Source organism: Streptomyces xylophagus (assembly GCF_000716435.1).
Classification (GTDB): Bacteria; Actinomycetota; Actinomycetes; order Streptomycetales; family Streptomycetaceae; genus Streptomyces; species Streptomyces xylophagus.
The window spans coordinates 1-23,593 of sequence record NZ_JNWO01000042.1; the positions used below are offsets into that span (position 1 = coordinate 1).

Annotated in this window: 24 protein-coding genes and 1 pseudogene; 12 read left to right on the top strand and 13 right to left on the bottom strand. The window is 62.5% G+C overall.

Annotated elements, in window-relative coordinates:
• A pseudogene (locus OO70_RS47025) lies at nt 1–687 on the bottom strand (amidohydrolase family protein); the annotation flags it as partial.
• A gap of 133 nt (nt 688–820) precedes the next feature.
• Here OO70_RS47025 and OO70_RS47030 point away from each other — a divergent pair.
• On the top strand, nt 821–1,633 hold the full coding sequence (locus tag OO70_RS47030; RefSeq protein WP_043686685.1) for a uracil-DNA glycosylase family protein: 813 nt from the start codon (nt 821–823) through the stop codon (nt 1,631–1,633).
• A 311-nt stretch (nt 1,634–1,944) separates the two neighbouring features.
• On the opposite strand, the gene OO70_RS47035 is transcribed toward OO70_RS47030, so the two are convergent.
• The gene (locus tag OO70_RS47035) at nt 1,945–2,352 is read right to left on the bottom strand and encodes a hypothetical protein (protein WP_043686687.1); all 408 of its coding nucleotides are present in this window, start codon (nt 2,350–2,352) and stop codon (nt 1,945–1,947) included.
• Nucleotides 2,353–3,375: 1,023 nt separating this feature from the next.
• Entirely contained in the window at nt 3,376–3,591 is a 216-nt protein-coding gene (locus OO70_RS57145) for a sigma factor-like helix-turn-helix DNA-binding protein (protein ID WP_158711623.1), read from the bottom strand.
• A 655-nt stretch (nt 3,592–4,246) separates the two neighbouring features.
• Here OO70_RS57145 and OO70_RS55010 point away from each other — a divergent pair.
• The gene (locus OO70_RS55010) at nt 4,247–4,534 is read left to right on the top strand and encodes a hypothetical protein (protein WP_158711624.1); all 288 of its coding nucleotides are present in this window, start codon (nt 4,247–4,249) and stop codon (nt 4,532–4,534) included.
• A 1,306-nt stretch (nt 4,535–5,840) separates the two neighbouring features.
• A complete protein-coding gene (locus OO70_RS47040) occupies nt 5,841–6,890 on the top strand; it encodes a hypothetical protein (protein WP_158711625.1) in 1,050 nt (349 codons plus the stop codon).
• Nucleotides 6,891–7,466: 576 nt separating this feature from the next.
• Here OO70_RS47040 and OO70_RS55015 read toward each other — a convergent pair.
• Entirely contained in the window at nt 7,467–7,991 is a 525-nt protein-coding gene (locus OO70_RS55015; RefSeq protein WP_158711626.1) for a hypothetical protein, read from the bottom strand.
• Nucleotides 7,992–8,160: 169 nt separating this feature from the next.
• The gene (locus tag OO70_RS47045) at nt 8,161–9,285 is read right to left on the bottom strand and encodes a hypothetical protein (RefSeq protein ID WP_324604917.1); all 1,125 of its coding nucleotides are present in this window, start codon (nt 9,283–9,285) and stop codon (nt 8,161–8,163) included.
• A gap of 290 nt (nt 9,286–9,575) precedes the next feature.
• Between OO70_RS47045 and OO70_RS47050 the strand changes: the two genes are divergently transcribed.
• From OO70_RS47050 to OO70_RS56740, 5 genes are all read left to right on the top strand, one after another.
• A complete protein-coding gene (locus OO70_RS47050) occupies nt 9,576–10,325 on the top strand; it encodes a hypothetical protein (RefSeq protein WP_043686692.1) in 750 nt (249 codons plus the stop codon).
• Nucleotides 10,326–10,573: 248 nt separating this feature from the next.
• Entirely contained in the window at nt 10,574–10,765 is a 192-nt protein-coding gene (locus OO70_RS47055; protein ID WP_043686694.1) for a hypothetical protein, read from the top strand.
• Between the two features lie 396 nt (nt 10,766–11,161).
• Nucleotides 11,162–11,338, top strand: a complete 177-nt coding sequence (locus OO70_RS57150) for a hypothetical protein (RefSeq protein ID WP_158711627.1) — start codon at nt 11,162–11,164, stop codon at nt 11,336–11,338.
• 137 nt (nt 11,339–11,475) lie between these two features.
• Complete coding sequence (locus tag OO70_RS53305) at nt 11,476–12,723, top strand: pentapeptide repeat-containing protein (protein ID WP_078651850.1); 1,248 nt, start codon at nt 11,476–11,478, stop codon at nt 12,721–12,723.
• A gap of 82 nt (nt 12,724–12,805) precedes the next feature.
• Nucleotides 12,806–13,063 (top strand): transposase, encoded by a 258-nt coding sequence (locus OO70_RS56740; protein ID WP_078651851.1) that lies wholly within the window; start codon nt 12,806–12,808, stop codon nt 13,061–13,063.
• 145 nt (nt 13,064–13,208) lie between these two features.
• Here the strand turns inward: OO70_RS56740 and OO70_RS47060 are convergent, their stop codons facing one another.
• The 7 genes from OO70_RS47060 to OO70_RS55035 form a co-directional block, all read right to left on the bottom strand.
• Nucleotides 13,209–13,577 (bottom strand): hypothetical protein, encoded by a 369-nt coding sequence (locus OO70_RS47060; protein ID WP_051742327.1) that lies wholly within the window; start codon nt 13,575–13,577, stop codon nt 13,209–13,211.
• Between the two features lie 81 nt (nt 13,578–13,658).
• The gene (locus OO70_RS55030) at nt 13,659–15,518 is read right to left on the bottom strand and encodes a hypothetical protein (RefSeq protein ID WP_158711629.1); all 1,860 of its coding nucleotides are present in this window, start codon (nt 15,516–15,518) and stop codon (nt 13,659–13,661) included.
• 452 nt (nt 15,519–15,970) lie between these two features.
• Nucleotides 15,971–16,672 carry a hypothetical protein gene (locus OO70_RS47080; RefSeq protein ID WP_158711630.1) on the bottom strand — a complete coding sequence of 234 codons (702 nt, stop codon included), beginning with the start codon at nt 16,670–16,672 and terminating at the stop codon, nt 15,971–15,973.
• 5 nt (nt 16,673–16,677) lie between these two features.
• Complete coding sequence (locus OO70_RS51550) at nt 16,678–17,085, bottom strand: PadR family transcriptional regulator (RefSeq protein WP_158711631.1); 408 nt, start codon at nt 17,083–17,085, stop codon at nt 16,678–16,680.
• 146 nt (nt 17,086–17,231) lie between these two features.
• Entirely contained in the window at nt 17,232–17,969 is a 738-nt protein-coding gene (locus tag OO70_RS47090) for a hypothetical protein (protein ID WP_043686712.1), read from the bottom strand.
• Nucleotides 17,966–18,214 (bottom strand): hypothetical protein, encoded by a 249-nt coding sequence (locus tag OO70_RS47095; RefSeq protein ID WP_043686715.1) that lies wholly within the window; start codon nt 18,212–18,214, stop codon nt 17,966–17,968. The genes OO70_RS47090 and OO70_RS47095 overlap by 4 nt, the downstream gene beginning before the upstream one ends.
• Nucleotides 18,215–18,527: 313 nt before the next feature.
• Nucleotides 18,528–18,683, bottom strand: coding sequence for a hypothetical protein (locus OO70_RS55035; RefSeq protein WP_158711632.1), 156 nt, complete (start codon nt 18,681–18,683; stop codon nt 18,528–18,530).
• 196 nt (nt 18,684–18,879) lie between these two features.
• Here OO70_RS55035 and OO70_RS51555 point away from each other — a divergent pair, with 196 nt between their 5' ends.
• The 4 genes from OO70_RS51555 (at nt 18,880) to OO70_RS47115 (ending at nt 23,151) form a co-directional block, all read left to right on the top strand.
• A complete protein-coding gene (locus OO70_RS51555) occupies nt 18,880–20,598 on the top strand; it encodes a protein kinase domain-containing protein (protein WP_078651853.1) in 1,719 nt (572 codons plus the stop codon).
• A gap of 119 nt (nt 20,599–20,717) precedes the next feature.
• Entirely contained in the window at nt 20,718–21,479 is a 762-nt protein-coding gene (locus tag OO70_RS47105) for an IS5/IS1182 family transposase (protein ID WP_043686718.1), read from the top strand.
• Between the two features lie 49 nt (nt 21,480–21,528).
• Nucleotides 21,529–22,326, top strand: coding sequence for a hypothetical protein (locus tag OO70_RS47110; RefSeq protein WP_043686721.1), 798 nt, complete (start codon nt 21,529–21,531; stop codon nt 22,324–22,326).
• 495 nt (nt 22,327–22,821) lie between these two features.
• On the top strand, nt 22,822–23,151 hold the full coding sequence (locus tag OO70_RS47115) for a histone-like nucleoid-structuring protein Lsr2 (protein WP_043686724.1): 330 nt from the start codon (nt 22,822–22,824) through the stop codon (nt 23,149–23,151).
• Nucleotides 23,152–23,237: 86 nt separating this feature from the next.
• On the opposite strand, the gene OO70_RS47120 is transcribed toward OO70_RS47115, so the two are convergent.
• Nucleotides 23,238–23,591 (bottom strand): hypothetical protein, encoded by a 354-nt coding sequence (locus OO70_RS47120; protein ID WP_043686726.1) that lies wholly within the window; start codon nt 23,589–23,591, stop codon nt 23,238–23,240.
• Nucleotides 23,592–23,593 lie beyond the last annotated feature (2 nt).

The following is a 23,593-nucleotide window of genomic DNA, read 5'->3' on the forward strand; positions in this document are numbered from 1 at the left end:
GTTGATCGCCCACTGGTCGTCCTTGAGTTTCAGGGCCAGGAAGTGGTCCCGAGCCGCCTGGTCTGTGCCCTCGGCCAGGTGGAGCAGCAGTCGGTGCGGCTGCTGGAGGCGGGCCAGGAATTTCTCGGCGTTCGCGGCCTCGACGTCGGCGATCCGGGAGGCGGCCTCCGGCAGGTCGGGATCGTCGGTGGCCTCCACGTTGCGGACGACGCCCCGGTACATCCGGCGGGCCCCTGCGTTGCTGAACAGGGCGATGCCCTGGGTGGTCGTGGTGCCGTTGACCAACGCCTTGGCCTCGACGTACCGCACCACGGCGGGCATCAGCTCGGGATCCTCGCCCAACACCCTCATCGGGCCGGTCACCAGCGTGTGGTAGGCCGGGTTGCTGCCGCCGCCCCACTGGGAGCGGTTGCCGTACTTCTTCGGCACCGCCCACAACGGCAGGACGTCGTAGGGCAGATGGTTGTGGAGCTCGATCAGCCCCGGGTACACCGTGCCGCCCGTGGCGATCGGCAGGACGTCTTCGAACCCTGGTGGGGCGGGAGCGTCGGCGGAGAGCACTGCGGCAATACGGCTGTCTTCGACGTACAGGACTCCGTCGTCGATGACGTTGTTGCGGGTGTTCAGGGTGACCAGGCGGCCCCGCAGTGCGAAGCGCTTTGTCGGCTCGTCGGTTCTACGCGGCATCTGGCGTCCCCTCGCCCGACCTCTGTCGAGGTTCGTTGACCGGTGAACGCCACCTAACAGGCGAAATGCCGTAAAGTCACTGTTTGACTACGGTGAGTCATCAACGTTCGCTCGCGTGGAGTAGGAGACCGGCATGCATCCATTCGACCCCGGCTACGCCCAGGCCCCGTACGCCGCCCTGGTCGGCGACTACCCCGGCCCGGAGATCTACCCGGCCAAGGACTTCCGCGTCGAATGGGGCCCGATCTTCCACCGCGGCCGGCTCGACGGCACCGCCCGCGTGCTCGTGATCGGCCAGGACCCCGCCGCCCACGAAGCCATCACCCGCCGCATCCTGGTCGGCACCGCCGGCCGCCGCTTCCAGGGCTTCCTCAACAAGCTCGGCATCGACAGCAGTTACGTACTGATCAACACGTTCCTGTACAGCGTGTACGGCCAACACGGCGGCACCGCCCACGCCACCGACCCCGACATCGCCCGCTACCGACACACCTGGCTCGACGCCCTCGTCACCCACAACCAGATCGAAGCCGTCATCGCGCTCGGCGGCCTGGCCGACACCGCCTTCCACACCTGGCGCAAGGCACCCGGCAGCGCCGCCTACAACGGCGCCTACCAGCACATCCTGCACCCCACCTACCCCGACAGCGCGGCAGCCTCCGGCCACGACGCCGCGACCGTCATGAAACAGCTCACCACCAACTGGAACGGGGCCCTGACCGCCCTACACACCACCATCACCCCTGACACCGAGCGCCCCCTCACCCCGTACGGCGACAGCCTCACACCCACCGACCTCGGCACCATCCCCGAAGCCGACCTGCCACCGGGCCTACCCGCCTGGATGCGCTCCGACGAACCCTGGGCCGCACGCCAAGGCAACACACCCGCCGACAAACGCGCCACCATCACCGTGCAAATCCCGGAAGACCAGCGTCCGTTCTAGGGTTTACTCTCTCGGATCGTGCTGTCGCTGCGAGGTTGAGTATTGGTGAACGAAGCGAATGCCAAGGCCAATTTCGCGGCCATGGGGAATAGCTCAACCGAACAGCAGAGGGCATCAATTTCCTTTGATCCTTGATCTGGTCCCTGAACTACAAGGCTCCTTCCGCGACTTACGGCTGTCAGCTGGACCACGCCTGTGTCGGGCGTTTCCGCTGACCACTCGATGCCCCTGCTCCGACCCACAAGAGCCATAGCAGGGGCATTAGGCCGGCGGCCGGTCGGCGCCGTGTGTGGTCGTACGTCGTGCAACGGCTACCCAGTCATGGCGACCACGTGGGTCCAGTTCGTCGAAAGTCCTCCGCCGGTGGTGAGACCGGTGAAGTTCCCGGCACTGCTGAGCCTTCCGGCTGCGCATGAACCGGTGGCGGCGTTGTAGAAGAACAGCTCGCGGCCGACGGCGTCCACGTGGGTCCAGCCTTTCGAGAGCCCTCCACCCGTGGTGAGACCGGTAAAGTTCCCGGCACTGCTGAGCCCTCCGGCGCCGCAAGAACCGGTAGCGGCGTTGTAGAAGAACAGCTCGCCGTCGACGGGGACTACGTGGGTCCAGTTCGTCGAGAGCCCTCCACCGTTGGCGAGACCCGTGAAGTTCCCTTCGGTGCTGAGCTGTCCGGCGCCGCATGAACCTGTGGCGGCGTTGTAGAAGAACAGCTCGCGCGTCATGACACGAAAAGCGCCTGCCATGAGATGCCCCCTTGAAATTCGTACTGAATGCCACCCCCCGGAGACCAACCTGCTGCTCATTCTATTCGCCTTAAGGCATCTCGGCATCTCGGCATCTCGGCATCTCGGCATCTCGGCATCTGATAGCCATGCCCCTCCGCCTCTTTGTGTCGTCTTTGATAATTATCAAATTCAACGATTGAATCCGACACGAACAGCGAAAGGAACCCGGCTAGAGATCTTTGATAGCTGGGGTTACACTAGCGCTCGAACGCCGCCTACTACTCGCGGCTAAGGGGCCGCACACTGGCCTGCGGGTGGGCGGCGAGTGCCATAGCGGTCTACTTCACCCGCTTTCTACCGTTGACCAGCTCGCTGACGTACCGCTCCCCGACTCCGAAGGCCGTCCGGTACGTAAAACTCTGAGAGACGCATTGCGGGCGCCCGGTTGCGGTGTCGGTTACAACGACGCGGTATCGCAAAAGCTGATTCCGGCTTCTCCCGCGGCCTAGAGCGCCACCCAGGCCAGTCAGGTTCTCCGTCACCTCGATGGTGAACCGCTCTCGCGTGACGGGCCGGTCACGGTTGGCCCACTTCTCATCGCTCTCGGCGCGGGCTGTGGCTTTCCGACGACCCCACCAGTGCTTCTCCTGCTTGGCTCGGCGCGCCGCTATGGCCTCGGGCGTCACGTCATGCTTGGGGTCCATCGGAAACCACCGCCTCGTCTGGCTGCTTCCAGTAGCAACTACGGTAACGCTCAGTAATACTTCTGCCCACTTTTATAAGCAGGACTGAGGTTCCCCCAAGATGCGAGGAGAGGTGATCAGCACAGGCCGAGTTATAGCCGGCCCGCCGGGTTCGAAGCACTATGGACTTGCTCCAAAGACCCACTACGCGCCTCACGTAGCCGCTCCACGCCTTCCCCTGGACGTTGCTGCATCCGCAGTCGGGAACCGAGGCGCCTCCCAGAACCAGCGCGGACTTGCTCAACGAGCAAGCCGGTCAGAGACTAGATCTAGGACACTACGCGGCGCGATCGCGACGAAGTTGCTTCAAGGCCCTCGCCTCCTGCCGTCGTAGCTCATGACGGCTAAGCCCCAATAGCTCAGTGACCTCATCTAGCGTGTGGGCATGCTCTCCCCTAAGCCCAAAGCGCAAACAAAGTATTTGTTGCTGCATTGGCGGTATCGCGCCAAGATGCTTCTCCAGCTCTCGTTTCCACTGTTTGTTACCACTCACAACATGGCCCGATTTTTATACATCCACTATAACCCCTCCATTCCCAGTATTGGTGGTGCAATATGTCAACTACAGGCGACGAAACTCCCGAAGAGTTCGAGATGAGGTGGGATGCCGAGCATCCCGATGGTGATCACGTCTACGTCGAGGCTGATTCGGAAGGGAATATTGATACAGACTCATCAAGCACAGAGCCACCCTACGATCAAGGAGACGACGATGCAGATGACGAATAAGTTCTGAGCTACGTCACCCGAGCCTACCTAGCGATCAAGCTGGAAGATCAGAACCTTCCTCACAAGGCGTTTTACGTTCCACTGAGTCCGAGATAAGGGCGCCTTCCGCATCACCTACTCGGACGGTATCCTCGTCCGCCGACCGCAGTTCGGCACGTGCTCACTTTGAACGCGACTCACACCCCACCTCGCCCAGCAGGCCAAGGTTCGAGCACTGCGGTGTGTGGATGTGCAGGCAAAGGAAGTTCCTTATCTGGCCCGCCTTACAAGGCAGGGACGATTGCTTTTTTCGCATGCTCAGCGTGAATCATTCCCAGGCTAGTTGCTGCTGGTCAGCAGGTAGCCCAGACATGTTTCACGCTCAACCTTGCATTCAATCCGGAGTTGCGCAATAGTTAATACACTAAGCGGAGATTCCCATGAAAGAGTTCGATCACGCCGCCCTGCTAGACCTGAGCGAGCGACTTCCCGAATGGGAAGGCGCCGTCCTGGCCGCTCAAAAAGCCGGAACCGGGATACAGATAGATATCGATGAGTTCGATGAGCCCGATCTTCTCCACAATGCACTGATATTTGCCACCAGTGCGGGAGTTCCAATATCGACTGTACCGAGCCAGGATGTCTTTCAGGCTACCGGAAGGAAATTGAATCGGCTTACAATTCTGCGAGTCCCTCTACCTCCGCATGAACCGTTCACCCGCTCTTGACTTCTTCTCCAACTTACCCGGCTGATGCTAGAGGGCCAACGCCTTACGATCAGATCGGCCATTACCGCCGCCACGATGACCCTGGCAACCCCTCGCCAACGATATGGGATCGAATCATCACCCCGTAAGCCCTTACCCAACCACCCGCATCAATATGCCAGCGCGCAGAGGGCTGTTCCTCCTCACCCTTTCCCCTTGCTTCTTCCTATAGCACGTCGTCCCGCAACATACGGAAGTCTATGTCATCGCTAAGGTCTAGAATCTCGCCTCTCAGCTCAGTTCTAAACTTGGACGCTAAGGGGCCCCTTAGTAATCACCGAAAAGACAGAATATGTCTCTGACCTGCACGGAATATCGGCCGCTGCAGGCCCACAATCGTGAGCGGTCCTGAGCGCTGTGGGCTCTCTTTTGTCCGGTTTCTTGCAACGACAGTTTGACGTCAGCGTTACTGCCATCGTGATAGGTGGACGCGGACGGTTGGCATGGTCGGGGGCGGTATGAGACGGAACATCAGGTGGGCGGTGGCGGGGCTAGCGACGGCCGTAGCCTTCGCCGTGCCAGCGTGGCTGTGCGGGGCGGTGCTGCTGCCCCCGTTACTGAAGGGAGATCCCGCGATCCGATGGTCCCTGGCCTCCGCACTGGGGGCGGTGCTGGGCTCGCTGGCTGTCTTGTGGAGCCACGGCTTTGCCACGCGGACCACGGCGGCTGGGCCCTCCAGCCGCTCGGTCCAGGCCACGGCCGAGCGTGCCGTGGTCATCGGCGGCGACAACCGGGCTGCTGTCTCCACCGGCAACACCACGGCACCTACCGCGCCCGCACCCGCTCAGCCAGCTGCCGGAGCGTGCCTTGCCCCGCCACCACCGGCCCCAGACACGGTGTCTGCATCCGGGAACCAAGCGATCGCCATCGGCGGTACCAACTTCGGTTCGCTGTCCACCGGCGACCAGTCCGGCGGCACCCATCCGTGAGGGCACAACCGGAACCCCCTGCCACGGAACCCGACAAGGCGGTGGGGGCGAGCGGCAAGCAGGCTGTTGCCATCCGGGGGGACAACCACGCCCCCATCCTGACCGGGGACCACTCCCGAGCGTTGTTCTTCCCTCGCGAGGCGCTGGCTGCCCTGATTGACCTGGTCGACGTGCTCAGGGACATACAAGCGTGTACGGCCTGCCATGGACCCACGCGCCTACAACGCCCGGCCAGGCACTCAGGCTGTCGGCGGAACTCCCTCACCCGGCGCAGCCACAGCTCATCATTCGCCGGACGTCGGTGCCCCAGCGCAGTCGCGATCACGCTTGTTGTCCTGGTGACCTTGTCACTGGCAGCGTTCGGTGTGGTCCTGTGGCTGCGCTGGGGAATGGCCAGCATGTTCATGATGTCGGTGAACCAGGCGGCGGGCGTCTCCTTCGCGGCCGTCGGGCTCACCGCATGGCGGGCCCAGCCCGAGGAGCCGGCCGGAGTCTTGATGATTGTTATGGCCGAGTTCGTCCTACTCTCGAATCCTGCGTTCGGCCTGCGGCTCGACACTCACATGCCCGGTAGCTCCGTGGCCGTCACCATCGGCATGATCACCGAATGGACTCAATTCGGCCTCACCGCACGGCTCCTGCTGGGCATCGCCGCACCGGACCTTTCTAAAGCGTGGCTACCGAACACACTCGTCAAAGCGGCTTGGAGCCTGACAGCCCTCGGTCCTGTTCTCCTGCTTCCACTGATGACTCCACTCCCGGAATGCGGCACTTGGTGCGGTGATAGCCCCTTTCACTGGAATCACGATGGGAGCCTCTACCTCTTGGTCAGAGACGCATACGTAAGTGCCTGGGCCGTTCTGGCAAGCTGCGCCATGGGCGTGATCGCCCGCAGGGCTGTCCTTGCGACCCGCCGTGAGTTGTTGAAGCGCCGGCTGGCACTCTTCTTCGCCGCAATGCTCTTGGGGATCTTCGTTCTCCAGGAACTCAAAGCCGTTGTCGAGCACGAATGGTCCGGAATCGCTGTAAGCCCCGCCCGTGGCCCCATGAACCTGGTGACTGTCGCCGCCGTGCTGCTCGCCGTACCGATTGCCTTCACAGCAGCTTTGCTCGGTAACCAGGCCGCGCTCGCTGACATCGCCCGCCTGATCGCCATGCCTGTGCGCCTTGAGCCCCATGCTCTTCAGGAGGCTCTGCGAAGAGTGCTCCGTGATCCCGAACTGCGCGTATCTATAGATTCGAGAGATCTTTCTGCATACTGTTCCCGGTGCGACACCAGGGTGGGAGACCCCCCAGTTGCTGTTCTGCTGCATGACCCTTCGCTGTTTCATGAATCCCAGCTTCTCAACGCGGTCACCAAAGCTCTTGAGCGGCATCTTGTTCCATAGGACCGCCTTCCCGCGAGTTCACGAACACGTTCGGAGTCTCCTCGGTCTCCGGCATGCCCTGGTGGCTTCGTCGTGGCGCGGGTCACCAAGGACCTCAGTAGTTCCTCGCGGCACTCGGAGAAACGGCGTGGTGACTGGGGCGGTCGGTAGCATCGCGGCTTTGGTGCCCGCGCGGGTCGCTAGGCAGTGGCGTCTCCACCAACGCCGGTGCTGTTGCCGCCGATCGGCAACCGGGGTGTCAGGACTCACCCATAAGGGCAGCCGTCGCTGGTCGACGCAGTGCGAACGTGCTTGGCTTAGCTGATCGACATCACCGCGATCGCTTGTTCTCAGCGATGTCGCCAAAGCCGGGAGCGCCGTCCTCTATGAGTCGCGAAACGGAGTTGCCCGAGGCAATTTCTGCTTCGATGAGGTCTGCCACAGCGTTCACCGTGGTCCACCACCTAAGACCTTCGTTCCCGTGCTGGTATACCCACTAAGTCGGCGGTGAGAACAACCTGATCGTTTCGGAATCCCAGTTGGCCGGCCGTGTGATGAAGACTGGTAATGAGACCGTCTCGCGGCCCAAAGATGGCCTCACTCCGGATACGGCGGTGCCGTGTCCTCCATCCCTGGCAAGCGCGAAATCACGCCTGGCTGTTTCAGTTCCATCGCCCGCAGCGTCCACAAGTGCATGCGGTCTGCGATCGAATCCAATTGCACAATAACCTCGTTAAGACTGCTTACCGTCAAGGCCGACATGCGATAACCGGCAGGTTTGCTATTCAAGGCAACTAGGGAACCATCCTGCTGTGCAGACCACGCGGCGTGGACATAGCTGTTACGCAGGTCCATCGCCGCTTTGACGTCGTCCAAGATCGCAGTTAACGCCTTACGCATGGGAGCGTTTAGATACGGTGCATCCCTCGCATATATCCGGCATTTATCTGCAAGCCTGCCGACGGTCAACCCCTTGAGTGCAACGGCTTCAGACTCTTCCCCTGCCAGTCCATAGCCGGTAACCTCGATCGTCGCTTCCAGCATCGCGGCTCGATACACCAGCCGGCCAAGAGCAGCTTCAATCACTGTATTGTCTTGCTCATCCACGCCCTCGATATGCATACAAACATTCTGCCACCTCGAAGGCGTCCAGGTGTGAACCATCTTGGGGGTTCTTGCAGACCCCGTGAAAACCAGCGCGGGGCACATTTATTTCCAATATATGCCGCTACGCCAAGATGATCAGCTATTGCCAACTTTCAGCCAGCAGGTCCGAACCTTTACCGCTTGATCAGCTAGTGGTACTGGCACTGCGGGAGGCGATCAGTTGGTTGGTCAGCTCGACCGTTGCGAGGTACCACCAGAAGATCCAGTCGAGGAACGCTTCGTCGTAGTCGCCTTGCTGATCGGCCCGGCGGTGACGCAGGTCGAACCGATTGGCGATCTCGAACAGGGCGCCTTCGTCCTTCTTGAGGTGTTCTTTGATCAGGGCCCGGCGCTCCTCCAGGACGCGGGCGAGGTTGAAGATCGCCGACCTCTTACTGTCGGCTGATGCCTCGCGACCCCGGAACAGCGCGATGGCATGGCGAACGCCGGAACTGATGTCGGACGGGCTATCACCGAGAGCCCGGTGCATCAGATTACTGCGAGCGTCGTCGGTGACGGTAACAAGACGTCCAAGGTCTTCGCCTTCCGCAGCCACCTCATAGTCGATGCCGGCCTCCCGCAGCAGTCTGTTGACCTTCCACCGGTAGAAGATGCGGGCAGGACCGTTATGAAACTCCATGTGGTGCCAGCCGCAGTTGCCGTAGGGGTGGAACCATCGTTTGCGAGGGCGGCTGACCAGGTCGTGGAACACCTCGATGAGGCCGTAGAAGGTTTCCTCATCCCACGTCTCCGGGGCCAGGGGCCACAGGCCGGGTATGCCCAGCCTGCGCTCAATCACTTCCGAGGCATCGGGAAGGTTGTCGTGGTCGTCGACGCAGTATTCGTCGAACACCTCGACCAGGTAGCCGTTGCTGGCGAAGTCGCCGATGAGCCGGGCGAAGTCCTGCCGGGCGTCACGCGCCGTATGGCCACTAGAGGAGAAGCTGCTGCCGTGGCGCTGTGGCCAGTACGGCCTGGGTGTGGCCGCGTGCCGAAGCTCGGAGGCTCGGTTGACGAGTTCAGTGAACCAGTCGACTCGCTGCCCCGTGTGGTTCCTGCCCGAGCCTGCGGTTGATGCGAAGGGGTCGTGGTTGTGGTCGAGTCTCTCCTCGAAGTCTGAGGCAGCTGTAGTGCCAGCGAAGGCTTCCGTCAGCAGCCACTGCGCCTGCTCCTCCCAGGCGCGGCCGGTGACACGGAGGATGCGCTCGCCCTCAGCTGCGAACAGCAGGGCGGGCCAGAGCAGTTCGTAGTTACTCAAGTCCAGACTCACAGCGACATCATCACCCACCGGCGCCTCGCTCAGAGGCCGGTCGTCGGACACCATGCCGTACGGCGAGCACGCGACAAGGGTGCACAGCTCACCGGAGAAGAGGCCATCCGTGGCTGCTGCCATCATCCGGGAGTACCCACGCCCCCCTGCGGCAGCACAGTTGAGCTGAAGCACGATAGTTGTCGCGGTGGTGTGGGTCGCTCGTGTGGAAGTCGTGGGCCGATGTCTACTGCCGCCGCAGTCAAGTGACTTGACCACCTCAAGGCACGCTCTCGGCTACCTTGATCCGCATGTCGTGGATCGGGCGCGCGGGACACCAGATTCGCCGAGAGGAGAACCTCGACGCCTACTTGACGATCACCGTTTCGGTCGTCCTCGCGGTGCTCAACCTCGCGGGCATCGTCTCGACGGACAAGGTTCTCGGCGCACTGCTTGCGGTGCTCGCTCTGCTGGCTACCGAAACGCTGATCACCAGGGCCAAGCTCGACACGATGGCCACCGCGAGGCAATCCACGCCGAGCCCCGCACTCATGACGACGTTTCCGCCCTCCCATGAGGAGGACCTCCAGGGTGACGGTGACCTGTACCTGGCCGGCGTCTCCCTCACCAATGCGGTCCCCTCGATCCTCCACGCCTTGGAGAGCCGGCTGCGCTCCGGCAGTCTCGTCCGCATCCTTGTGATCCAGCCGGACTCACCCGCCGAGCAACTGGCCGAGAACCGGCTCGGTATCCAGGCGGATCACGCCCGTCGCACTGCGCAGACCCGCGGGACTCTCACACACCTCGAACGGCTTCACACCGCGGTAGGCGGGCGCCTGGAGGTGCGGGTGACCACGGAGGAACTGAGCTTCGGATGGACGCACATCGCACCGGGGACTTCTCGGGCAACTCTCTATCTCCAGTACTACGCCTACAAGATCCAGCGGCTGGAGAACATGAAGATGGTTCTTCGGCCAGCAGACGGACAGTGGTACGACTTCCACCTGGACCAGATGGAGGCGCTCTGGGCCAACGCCACATCCTGGGCCACCGCTTCATAGTCACCAGTCTCGATCTTGCGCGTGACGTCCGGTAAGTCTGGGTTGGCTGGTGATAAGCTACACCGGCTTTATAGTCCTGCCCGGGTCTGCCCGGCCAGTGGTTCACGATCACTCAGGACCCGACACAGTGCCAGTCGGCAGCCTCATGCCGACAGACGGGCCTTTTAGGGGCCTTGTCTGGTGTGCACTGCGTCGGATAGCCCGCCCCGTCAGCGTGGGAAGATTCGCGATGACGGAGATTGATCCTCGTGGGCCTGATCCTGCTCAGGACCGCCCAGTATGGCGGACCGTACTTCTTCGCCTTGCTCCTCGTGCTGACTTTGGCCAGCCTCGTCGTGGGCGCGGTCGTGCTCACTTCGATCTGGTCCGGTGACAGAGACCGCCGAGGCGACGCGCGCAAGACCCTCAAGATCCTTCTGCGGCGCAAGTCCGATGAGTGAGCACGCCCTGCCTCAGGTCGATTCGCGAAAGTCGCTGGCGACGTGTAGGCCTGAGGCTGAGATGCCCGCATCGCGTGTCCATCATGAACCGCCCTCGGCCTTTTCTAGATGTTGCCCTTCATGTACGGCCTTGTCTGACAGTGCCACCAGCGCCGGCGGACCTGACTCTCGATCTGGCGGCAGAAAAACGGTGCGCCGAGAGTCAATTGAGAATGCGCAATTCCGTGGCGTTTGTCGTGCCTGAGTGCCACCATCGAAGGTCATCCAGCACGTGTGCAAGGAGACCTCGATGACACAACTCAGTTCATGCCACCTATCAGTTGGGGCGGAGCAAGGACTCGGATCAGAATGAGGTCTTGAGTCGTCGCCAGCAGATGATGGCGCAGCGACGTACAGGTGGCGGAACCAGTGCAGCAGCGCGACCGCGCCCTCGACGACCCAGCGGTGTATGCCCAGGCCGGAGCCGTGTTCGGTGACGCGGCGGGTGATGCGCGGGGTGGTCTGGACCGGCGGACCTTGTGGTGGATCGTTGATTTGTGCGTCCGGATAGCCATCGAGCTGCCACCGATGTGAGGGTCGTTGAGGTCGAGGCCGCCGGGGGTGGGGGCGGACGGGCCGCCGGGTGCCGGAGCGTGGAAACCGCTGGGGGAGGGGGCGGGAGCACCAGAAACCATGATCTGTTCCCTTCGGGGAGGTGCGCAGAAACCTGCATGCGCGTGCTGGAGGTCGCGATACAGTCCGATTCCCGTATCAAAGAGACGACTTGGTGGAGTGCTATGAGTACACCTACAGGGAACAAGGCAGAGAACAAACTTTCCAAACTTCTGATATTGACTGTTGCCCTAGCGGTAATTTTCCTGGGGATCACTTTTTTGTTTCTGTTCTGGCGGGGTCCGGAACTAATTGACGGGATCGATCCTGGGAATCTGGGTAAGGACGACGGGCCAAAAGCCACAACCGTCGCTGGCCTACGTACCGCTCTCGCCGCAGCGCTAGTCGGCATTGTTGGTATCGGGACTCTGCTACTGACAACCGCCACGTATTTCACGAACCGGAGAAAAGATCGAGACCAATTCGATCTTGCGCAAGAGCAATTCAATCATGCTCAAGAAGCTCAAAAAATCAACCGAGATAAGGATGAGGCGTCAGCGGCGCTGGCCCGAGAAGGTCAGATCACGGACCGATATGTCAAGGCTGTAACTCTCTTGGATTCCGATAAGATCACTGCGCGCATGGCGGGAGTCTATGCACTCGACCGCATCATGAGAGATTCCGCGAAGGATCATTTGACTATTGTGCAACTGTTGGCAGGATTTATTCGACAGCGAGCTGCAATCGTCGGAGATTGGGATGCTATGCATGGAGACGACTCTGTGCCGGCCGAGCATGTAAGGATAGCGGACGATGTTCAGGCGGCTTTGACGGTTATTGGTAAGCGGCCGGTGCGCTCAGAAGAATCTGAAATTGACTTGCGGAGGACATATCTGCGAGGAGCGAATCTAATTGGGGCCCGCTTGAATCGTGCACTCTTCGTGAGATGTGATCTGTCAGGCGCTGAGCTTATTGGGGCCCAACTGTATGAGGCAAACTTTTACAAGGCGCGACTAAATGCAGTATATGCGCCGGGGGTGAATCTGATTAAGGCACATATGGCTGAATCGTACATCTCTGGCACTCTTAGTGGCGCTAAGATGAAGAATGTGAACCTCAATGAGGCTCAGCTATCCGCGATCGATCTCGAAGGGGCATCTTTGAATGGCGCATTCCTTGACGGCGCCCATCTTACGCATGGGCTAACTTGGGATGAGTTGAGTGGGGATCAAGGGCTGGTCCGGGTGGAAATCAACCAACTGCTCGAAGCTGTGATCACGTCGAAGACGAAGTTGCCCGAAGAATTTCTTGCTGATCCAGAACTGGTTAGACATATCGCTAAATGTGATTCGGATTTGCTGTTCTAATGGGACTCCGTTAGGTCTCCACGTCAGGCCTCTTCAGGAGCATGGTGCGGACACACATCAAGCGAACCGGTTCCAGGCGACGTTGGCGTTATTTGGCGCTGATGTATTCGCGTCGGTGCCGCGCAAGGACCAGCGGGCCAAGGCGGAATGCTACCTGAGGGGCCTGATGCTGGCCGGTCGCCGCAAGTCGATCCAGGCGACTCACGCTCGACCGGCTTATGTTCGGCAGCCACGTCACGTCACAACGTCCCACCGTCGAGTGGGGTCCGGGTGGGGCCAGTCAACGCAGTTGGTCGGGACGACCCTCAGCCCAGGACTCCGGGGCGAGCGACGCGGTTAGGCATGTGCCTGTCTGCCGGGTCCTGCTGGGCCGCAGCACGGTCTGCTCACGCCTGAGGCCCCCACCCCGGGGTTGGGGTGAGGGCCTTGATGGAGCGTCGGCCAGGACGTGCATCTGGAGATCTCTACAGGAGGTCGAGAGCGCCTCAGAAGTTCCTGCTGCTCCGGCGGCGGAGCGGCAGCATCAGGCGTGCCGCAACGGTGCTTTCGTACCAGTTGACGATGGTGGGCTTGGTGGACCACTTCAGCGGTAGCACCCAGAAGCTGTCCCACTCCTCGCGCTTCGAGGACTCCACCATGTGCTGGTTGAGTCGGATCCCCGCCGCCCCCGTCCAGGCCTTGGTGGGACGGGTCTGGCCGGCGTAGCACGCGAGGCCGTCGCGGTTGACCACGACGTACACGGCCTTCTCCTCGTCGCCGTCGTACGGCGCATTGATGTTCTGGGCGATGGGGCGGCTGGTCAGGAGGTTGTCTCCGGCAAGATCGGCGAGGTACAGGTACCGACTCCTGGTCATAGGCACAACCCCGGCCCATAGCGACGTGCTCACTGCTCGTGGTCCTCCGCGGTCATTCGGTTCAGGGCCTTGGCCATCACCTCAAGCTTCTTGATCGGCCCGTCGGTCTGGTGAAAGGGCAGGAGCTCCGGAGACGGATTCTGGCTGCGGATCACCCGGTAGTTCTGGAACGCTTCGTCGGCCAGCAGGACCTTGCGGCACAGCTCGTTGAAGGCGTTCTCCTCCGCGGAGGCCGCGGTCTTCTCGGCGCTGCCCTGTACCGCGATGCGTACCGCATGGCGCAAACGGGCGTCCCGCGCGGTTACTGAGGCCGTCGCGTCGTCGAAGGTCTCGATGTCCGTCGTCCCGTCGGGAACCTGGATCCCGAGCAGCGGGACTCCGGCGCGGTTCCGCTTGATGTTCTCGGCCAGCATCTGCAGGCCCCAGGGGAAGGTCGTCAGCTTGTCGACGATGCTCGCGACGCTCGACCGGTCGATGAGGTCGTCGACTTCCTTCTCGCTGGAGCCCTTGGGGCTGGTCAGCCCGCCACCGATGACCAGGGCGACCATGCCGAGCACTCCTGCGGCTGCGTTCCAGGTCGTTGGAGCTCATGACGGCACCGTAGGAACGCAGGACCAACTCGCTGGCGACGGCGGAACGGTGCGAGAGCATCACCTTCCGCTTGCCGAACTTCTCACGCATGGCCTTGTTGAGCTTGGTGGAGTTCACCGAGCAGAGGCTGATGACCATCATGGCCCGCAGGTCGCGCAGGGCGGGGTCGAGTCCGTACGCCTCCATAACCGCCGAGACATCTTCCCGTCCGATCAGCAGCTCCACCTCGTCTTCATCGAAGTGGCCACTCTGCTGCGCGGCGAGCACGACCTCTTCCGCCATGACCGCGTTCTGGGCGCCAGTGTCGAAGGTCTTGACCCCGACGTTCATCCGCACCAGCAGCGAGCGCACGGCCGAGGCGAACCGGGTCATGCCATGGGTCTGAGCGTCATCGTCCTCGTAGCCGACGATCACCTGGACCGGCGCGGTAAGGGCGTTGAGTGTGCAGACGGCTGCGTTGCGCTCCCTAAGGTCCTTGAGAGATTTGCCCACCGGGAGGGCGAGCCGGTCCTCGTTCGCCTTGATGATCTTGCGGGTCAAGTCGCGCCGCTCGGTGAGGTCGCAGTCCATCAAGATGGAGGGCGACAGCATCGGGCGCTCGTCCTCGTACTGCTTGCGCAGCCGCTGGGGCAGCCAGCGTGGGTCGATCTTGATCTGCGCGTAGGCGCTGGCCAGCCTGCTGTTGCCGTCCACGCTGACCTGCTCCAGCTCGTTGCTCCCACCGGTGTAGTGGAGGGTCGTGAAGACCGTGGTCAGCGAGCGGTGGATGATGTCGGGGCCGATGTCGTGCTGCGGGTTGTTCTTGCGCACGGCCTGGCAGTTGCGGTCGGTGGCCTCCATCAGAGTGTCCCTGGTGGCGGTGTAGACCAGCTTCGCGTACGTACCGTCCGACTCCGGCATCGGGACCGCGATGTGGCCGATCCGGCGGCCGTCCGTTTTCACGGTCTTGACGTCGAACGACGGATCGGCGGCATAGATCAGCTGGTCCCCAAGCCGGTCGTTGCTCGGGGTCAACGTGAACAGAGTCACGAACTGGCGAGTCTCAATGATCGAGAGCCAACCGGTGCCGACCCGGTGGCGGGTGACACGGAACCCGTCGGGCTCCACACAGGACATGAGCAGTCGCCGGAGCGTGTCCGGATCCAGATCCACGCCTTTGAGGTCGCCGAGCTCGATCGCGGTCTTGGCGGCCGAGCGCGGGTCCAGAAGGCGCAGCGTCGGCCTGCCGTCCGCCGTGGTGGTGCTTACCACGGGGATCAACTGCAACGGGGCCTCGGCCGGCTCGGCTTCGAGGTCATCGCTCGGGTCGTCAGCCGAATTCCCGGCGAGATTAATGGAATTGATGGTCACGGAAGAGACCTCTCATGGGCATCCCGGAAGTCCGCGTGCAGCGGAGCCATCGGGGCCCACGCACTCGCTGTCCGCTCCGGGGACACTCGGTGCCCGGCGCTTCGGCGACACCTGCGAGTGTTCGCACCGCGACGGTTCCGAGGACCGTCAGCATCTTCTCCAGGGCCGCAGCGCTAAAGAGGAGGCGGTACGCCGCATCACACGTGACGTACTCCCACGGTAGCAGGGGGCTGCGTGAAGAGGGTCTAGATCGGTGGGCAAGTGGCCGTCGAACCAGTCGTGTTGGACCGCGGAACGGTCCGCGCTCCACCGAAGCCGCGATGGGGGCGGGGGCCTCGGTGGAGCGCCGGCCAGGACCTGCACCTGGTTCTCTCGGTCGGAAGTCGGGGGTGCTCCAACTGCAACCACCAGCACACGGTCGGCCCAGTCCGGCGGCCGAACCGATACGGTCGCTACTTTTCGGATTTCCCGTCCGCGACCATCATCCGAGTGTTGAGGACCATGCTCATGGTCGCGAGCACAGTCGAACCGATCGGCCAGAGCTGCTCGGCGTCATACGACCGCACGATCACGACTCCAGCGGCGAGCACCAGCGCTGCGGTCATCCCCACGGCGATGACCGCAGGCTTGAGGTGGCGCACGAACAGGACTAGCGCCTCAATCCACCGCACCACTACCCCGGCAAGCCGCTCCCTCCGCTCCGGAGTCATTGCGGCCAACACCCTCTCCTCGAAGGCTGATTCGTCTTGCTCCGCCTCCTTCATGCGGACCTCGGCCTCGACCTCGGCCTCGGCCTTCGTCTGCATGAAGCGGCGAGCACCGAAGGCGGCGAGCCCGAGCGCGAAGCAAGTGCCTTTGCAGAGTCCGGGCAGGAGGCCTCTCCCCTGGTTCTTGAGGATGTCCGTCAATTCGGCTCCCCACATGTCGTCGACGTCGTCGCGGAGGTCCTCGCGGATGCTCCGGCATGCGATCTTCAGGAGAAGGAACGGAATGCGGCGGGTGATCTTGCGCGTGAGCGTCATCGTCGCCTCGTAGATGAACGCGGCGACGACCGCGCAGATCATGGCCACGGCCCAACCATTGAAGTCGTGCCCGAGAACGGTGATCCCGTGCACGGGCACGGCCTCGGCGCTGGCCACCATAGGGAAGTTCACGGTGCTCAGATCCCCTTCACGGCAGGACTGTTGGCGCGGAGCCCGGTGGTGAGGCACTGGAGGACAGCGCCGATCCGCCAGGTCGGGCGCCATCCGGGTTTCCAACCCGGTGAGTTCGCCGGTGGGCGGACGCTGTCGCTGAGTTCGACGAGGGCGACGTGGGCCTCGGCCGCGCCCTTGCCGGTCATGGCGAAGTACCGGCGCGCGGGCCGTCCTTCCTCGCTGGGGTCGATGCCTTCCTTCTCCTGGACGATCCATCCTGCGGCTTCCATGCGGGCCAGGGCGGGATACAAGGAGCCGCTGCCCACGTTCGCGCGCGCCATCAGTTCGGTCGCGAACATCGGAGTCGTCGGGTCTTCGAGGTACGCCTGAATGATCCTCACCATTGCTGGCGTCAGGTGTTTCTGATCCATAGTCATGAACCGTATACCCCCTCATGCCAGTCTTGCATTAGCTGCTTGACGGCTACTGCCAGCCTTGAAGTAGGGCCGTTGTGTCGTGGACGTGCCTGTGGCCGCCTCACGGCGGCCACAGGCACGTCCGGACTCGATCCGCTAGGTCACTCGCGCGGGATCTTGTCCCTCTTGGCAGAGACCCAACGCTCGACCCGGGCCGGCAGGGGCAGTCCTCGCTCGCCAAGCAGTTCCACCAGCCGCACGAGGCGGAACGGGTCGCGCAACCCGAGCATCCTGACGGCCGCGTCAATGGCCAAAGGCCACGCCACCATCGCCGTGATGGCAGTTTGGAACCCGACGATGTCCACGAGGTCGCGGATGAAGTAGTAGCCGCAGAAGCCCAAGGCGACGAGCAAGACCAGGGCGAACAGCAGCACCACGGCCACCCGCACCACGGACTTGACCACGCCGGGCAGGAGCAGTCCACTCCGGAAGTGCGCCGTCAGCGTCAGCGTCGGGAGACCCTTGTGCCCGATCTTCGTCATGTCGTACGGCTTACCGCCCTGCTCCTCCCATGCCGCGCGCCAGAGGGCGTACCAGTCCTCGCGCAGCGGGAAGTCCTGCGGCGGGGCGACCCGGTCGCGGTGCTTGTACAGCTCACCGGCGATGCCTTCGAGGGTCTCCCAGATAGGCACGCTCTCGGCCCGCATCGCCCTGGACACCGTCGAGATGCTCGTCGGGACCGGCCGTGCGAGCTCGTTGAGCGTCAGCACGGAGCGGGGTGGGCAGTTCCGCTGGAGCGCCTCGCCGAGTCGACGAGCGTACGGCGGACGCTCTTCGTCGATCGGGAGACGCTTACGGCCCTGCGGGGCCCGGGTCAGGTTGTCCGGCGTCGTAGTCATCGCGTACCCACTACGTGAAAGATCTCCAGGGCGACCAGGACAGCGAGGGTCTGGAGGATGAACAGCACGAAGGGGTTCGTCAGGTCGAGAGCCTTGACCCGGGGGATCACCAGGCGCGGGATGCGCCGCACCTCCTTGAGCAGGTGAAGCAGCGCCGGTGCGACCAGGGCGAAGACCAGTGCGATGGTCAGATCCCAGTACAACTCGGGGCCGTGCGGAACGGCTCCGGAAAGTTGATCAAGCATTGCGCTCCGTGCTTGCGCTTTCCCCTGCCGGGAATCCGACCGCTCGTTCACGTGCAATCGGGTAGGGGTAAGTGCAAGACTGCGTTTGTGTTGGTGGGGTGCGCCCGGGTCCGTCCGCGTCGAAACAGTCGGCTCAGGCGCCCCCGCTGATCCGCTGAAGTCACCGGCTCCTCAGCTTCTGCGACGCTACCAACTCGCCGGTCCTGAAAGCCTCTTCGGGAACCGATCTCGGATTGCGTGCAAAAAAGGACCCTCCCTCCGGGTGGGGCCTTCGCTTTCATAACTGCACGTCAGGACGGCCTGGTCACCCCTGTCAGCAGACGACCTTGGACATCCGCAGGCCCCAGGGGAGGGTCGTGATCTTGGCGACGATGCTCGCGATGCTCGACCGGTCGATGAGGTCGTCGACTTCCTTCTCGCTGGAGCCCTTGGGGCTGGTCAGCCCGCCACCGATGACCAGGGCGACCATGCCGAGCACTCCTCGGCATTTCTTTGAGGGGCGTGTGTGCAGAAGCCGTCCGTGACAGCACCTTGCACGCCATACTCCCACCGCTCCACGTTTCCCCAGGTCAAGCCAAGAAGGACCGTTGGAGTACTAGGCCGTAGAGGCTGCGCCTTGGGTGGTAAGCGAGTTGGGCGGACTCGCCTGACAGTAGGGTCGCTGTATGTCTTCTGTACGTCGCGTTGTGGTGCTGACGGCCGCGATTGTCGAGTATGCGGCGGTGCTTGAACTGCTTGACCGACAGAGTTCGCTCACCTCGACGTCCGGGGCGCCTTACACGGTTGGCCACCTCGACGTCCCCTCTGGCACGTGGCACATGTGGGTGACGTGCATCGGGCAAGGCAATGTGAACGCCGCGCTGCAGGCTAGCCAAGCCATTCAGGACCTGCAGCCGGACTTGATCGCCTTCCTCGGCACGGCAGGAGGACTGAAGGAGGACGTACGGCTGGGGGATGTCGTCTTCGCGACGAAGGCTTATGGGTACGAGCGAGGCAAACATACGGATGAGCGACTGCTTGCCCGGCCAGAGATTGCTTCGGCGGATCCACAGACTGTGGCCTTCGCCCGCAGGATTGCTGCGTCTGAGACGTGGCATCCGTCGCGAGAAGCCTCCGGAGACGGGCTGGAGTCGCCGTGGGTGCATGTTGAGCCCATCGCGGCGGGCGAAAAGATCCAGGTGGGACAGCGTGCGGAATTCCGGGATCATCTTCGTGAGTCGTTCAACGACGCCGTCGCCGTGGAGATGGAGGGTCTGGGATTCCTGACCGGCGCTCAGCAGTGGAGCAGAATCCCCGCCATGGTGATCCGAGGAATCTCCGATCTCCTTGCTGACAAGTCGCCCGACCAGGACCAGCGGGTGCAGCCCAAGGCGTGTGGCAACGCGGCTCGATTTCTCCGCGACCTGCTCAACGATCTGTGGCCCGAGCCGTCGCCCAGACACGACCATCGGCGCTTCCCATCCGGCCTCGCCGACTCGCGAACCTTCGTACCTGCCGATGCAGCCGACAGTCGGGCAGTTCTGAGCCGGGGAGACCTCCCTACAACCGACCTGACCGGCCTCATGGTGGGTTCCGGATATGTTCTTCTGCGCGAGATCGGGCGAGGGGCCCTGAACGCTGTCTGGGAAGCGGAAGAGCGGGCCTTTGGGCGCACGCTGCGCCGTGTCGCGGTGAAACTGCAGCCACCCGATACCACTAAACGGTACCGGTATTTCACCCGTGAAGCAGCCGCAATGGCCTCCTTTGACAGCCCTCACGTGATTCCCTATAGCACGGCAGGGACCGAACAATCAGGGTCGCTGAAGGGGTGGAGCTATATCGTCACGGGACTGGCCGATGGATCGCTCAGGGACTGGATCAACGAGCAGCCGCTCGCCGACGAGGGGTTTGGCTTCCTGCTACTCGACCTCGCCCAGGCGCTGCGTTACCTGCACCGCCAGCGCCTTGTCCACGGCGATGTCAAGCCAGCCAACATCCTCCACTACGAGCACCGATGGGTCCTGGGAGACTTCGGCCTCACTCAGCCGACAGGAGCTCAGGAGCCAGAGGGCACACTGGGCTACATGGCTCCCGAGCGTTTCGACGGAAGGGTGATAACCGCAAACGACGTGTACTCATTTGCGGTTACCGCCGTCGTTGCGGCATCCGGCACCTGGCAAGACGAACGCCGCACTGTGGAAAACACTACAGGCAAGGTAGCGCAATACCTCTCAAGCAATGTTCGCCACCGGCCAGAATATGACTCAAACCTCTTTTCTCAGGAATTCAGTGACCTGCTAGACAGGTGCTTCGAAGAGGAGCCATACGATCGTCCCGCTATGGATGAAGTGATTGACTGCATTGAACGGGAAATGATGCCTGGATCCATATCACCCGGATTCTGACCCGTGAGCCCTTTTCAAGCTGCGGTGCCTGACCGCGAGTTGGACTGTCCTGCGCAACGACGAAGCTCCTGGTAGACGGTTTCTCGACCAAGATCACCCGTGTCCGCCAGGAGCTTCGCGTGCTTGTCTACCCGTCCTCGATTGATCTGTCCAGCCGCACCCTGCGGTTCCTGACCGGACAACTGGCAGCCCGGCGGCAGGAGATCGGAACGCGGTGGCGGCGCCTTCCCGCCGCACGTCAGGCACTGCTCGCCCTGGCCCACCTGCGGTGCGGTGACACCTACGCCCAGCTCGCTGCCGGGTTCGGCATCGGGATCGCGACCGCGACCGTCTACCGCTACATACGTGAAGCCGTCGAGGCCCTGGCCGCCCTCGCCCCGTCCCTGGCCGAGGCCATGAAAACGATCCGGACGAAGGCGTTCGTGATCCTCGACGGCACCCTGCTGTCGATCGACCGCATCGCCGCCGACACCCCGTACTACTCCGGGAAACACAAACGCCACGGCATGAACGTCCAGGTCCTCACCGATCCCTTCGGACGGCTGCTCTGGGCCTCGCTGGCTCTGCCCGGCTCGACTCATGACCTCACCGCCGCGCGACAGCACGGCATCATCGAAGCCCTCGCCGATGCTGGACTCAAATGCTGGGCGGACAAGGCATATCAAGGCGCCGGCGGACCCGTCCGCGTACCGTTTCGAGGCAGCCGCCTCAAGCGATGGAAGCGCCGCCACAACACCACCCACGCCAAGATCCGCTGCCTCGGCGAGCGGGCCATCGCCACCCTCAAGGGCTGGCGCCTCCTGCGGAAGCTCCGCTGCAGCACCAACCGAATCACCAACGTAGTGAAGGCCGTCCTCGTCCTTCACCACGCATCAGCGTGAGGTTGGAAAAAGCTCACTGTCGTTCGACAACAGGCGGTACAGCCTGAACTTGAAGCCGTCCCGTGACCTGGTTTACCTCCAGTCAGGGTTCGGCCTCCACCGTCTGGGACTCAGGTTCGCGCTCTCTGCAATCGGCGACTATCCCAAGGGCGTCCTTCACCAGCTCACCGCCGAGGTGTGGCTACGAGACCTCCCAAGTGTCTCGGGGTGGCTGGGCACCGCTCGGGCCGATCGGCCGGAGCCAGCTCGCGACTTCGAGACAACCATCACGATGGTCCTTCCGATCAGCGAAGACCAGATTCGCCGTCTGGAGAAGGGCCGAGCCAGCCGAGACCTTCAAATCTCCCTGGACTTCCACGCTCTGGCACTCGGCGGCGAGCTGGGCTGGCCGGCGGCTGAGGCCCAGGAGACCGTCACGATTCCGCATGCAGAGTGGAGTAAGGCTCTGAACCAGGTCGCCCTCGGGGCGTACGTGGACGTGCTCGTACCGATCACGCTGGTTGAGGGTCGGGCGACTGCCGCAAGGCGTATCCGAGAAGCCAAGCAGGCCCACGCTAACGGCCAATATGAGCACGCGGTGACACTCTCCCGTGCGGCCCTTGATGCTGTTCGGGATGCCCGCCAGACCAAGGCAATGTACTCCCGCGCTACGCAGCGGCAGAAAGCTGACGACCGTGACCAGCCGGAGCGTTGGGCTGTGTTGATTCAGGCGGCATACCAGCTCTTCAGCGGTGCGCCTCACGATGACGTTGGCAGCACCGAGAACTTCGTCTGGACCCAGGCCGACGCCATTGCTGCGGTTGCTGTCGCAGCAGGCCTGCTTGCTCGGCTAGAGGACGTGCAGTGAGGGATGGTACGAGTGGATCCAACCCACGCGCCCAAGTTGCAGGCCGCTTCGGCGTCGTCGTTAGGGTAACCATTCGGATACTGTTGAGCTCCTAAATCATGTTCGCTAAATCTTTTAGTTCTTCCCCCAGCTCCCGTAGTTCACTGCGGTACTCGGTTCGAAGCTTGTACCCCAGGCGGCGGCTTCAAGGCGTCTAATCTAGCCTGTAACTCGGGCGGTAACTTGATCTCCGCATGGACGACTCCACCGCCCTTGACTTCTTCTTCAATAAGGTTCGTCATAGCATTTAGCCTCGTGCACGGCAGTCGAGAGGGGTATCCATTTAAGCAAACTGGAGCACGCCCTCTAGTTCGGTTCGTAACTAATAGGACTCTTCCAGCACCTATCGCTTGCGCAACATGTCAGCCCTGAGGCAAGGCACGCCCCGCCGATGGCGAAGTTTGCCCCTCCATGCTATTAGACTCCTTGCAGCCCAACTGAAAAGAGGAAATTTCTATGGTTCAGCGCACCGTGACGGTCTTCATCGACGATCTGACGGACACCGAGGGTGAGGACATCGCTACACACACTTTCAGTCTCGATGGCGTCAGCTACGAAATCGACCTCAATCCTGACAGCCACCAGCTGCTGCTGGACGCTCTGGCACCCTTCCTCAAGGTCGGCCGCAAGTCAGGCAGCGCACCCCGTCGCCGCGGTAGCAGCAAGCGGGCTGATGGCCCGGACCCCATCAAGGTGCGCGAATGGGCCAAGAGCCAGGGAATCGAAGTCAATGCCCGCGGCCGAGTACCACGTGACGTGATCGAGAAGTACGAAGACAACCACTGATCGCGGGTTCGGTGGCCTGACCGGAGTCGATTCGGAGAGGCTTGGGCGAAGATCTTGATCGTCTTCTCCCGAGTGTCAGAAACTGCTTACGATCCCATCGATCCCGAGCAGAATGCCCGCAATCCGATTCTTGCCACGAGGACTGCGGCGAGCACTGCGGCAGTCCTGGTGGTCTCGCCTGCTAGCACGTCCGCGAGGGTCGTCATCTCCAGGATCTGGTCACCTGTGGAGGGTTCGGCCAGCTCTCGGACGCTCGGGTTAGCGCAGATGTTCGCGCGCTGCTCCTCCAACCACCCTTGGGAGAACCGGCGGTATCCCCCCGGGTCGTCCGAACCGATACCCAGGCCTCCTTCGCCAAGCAGTTCCTTGCCCAGTTCGACCAACAGTTGGTCGTCGGACCAAAGGCTGTACTTAACGATGTCGCTGTTCGGAACCGTCATCC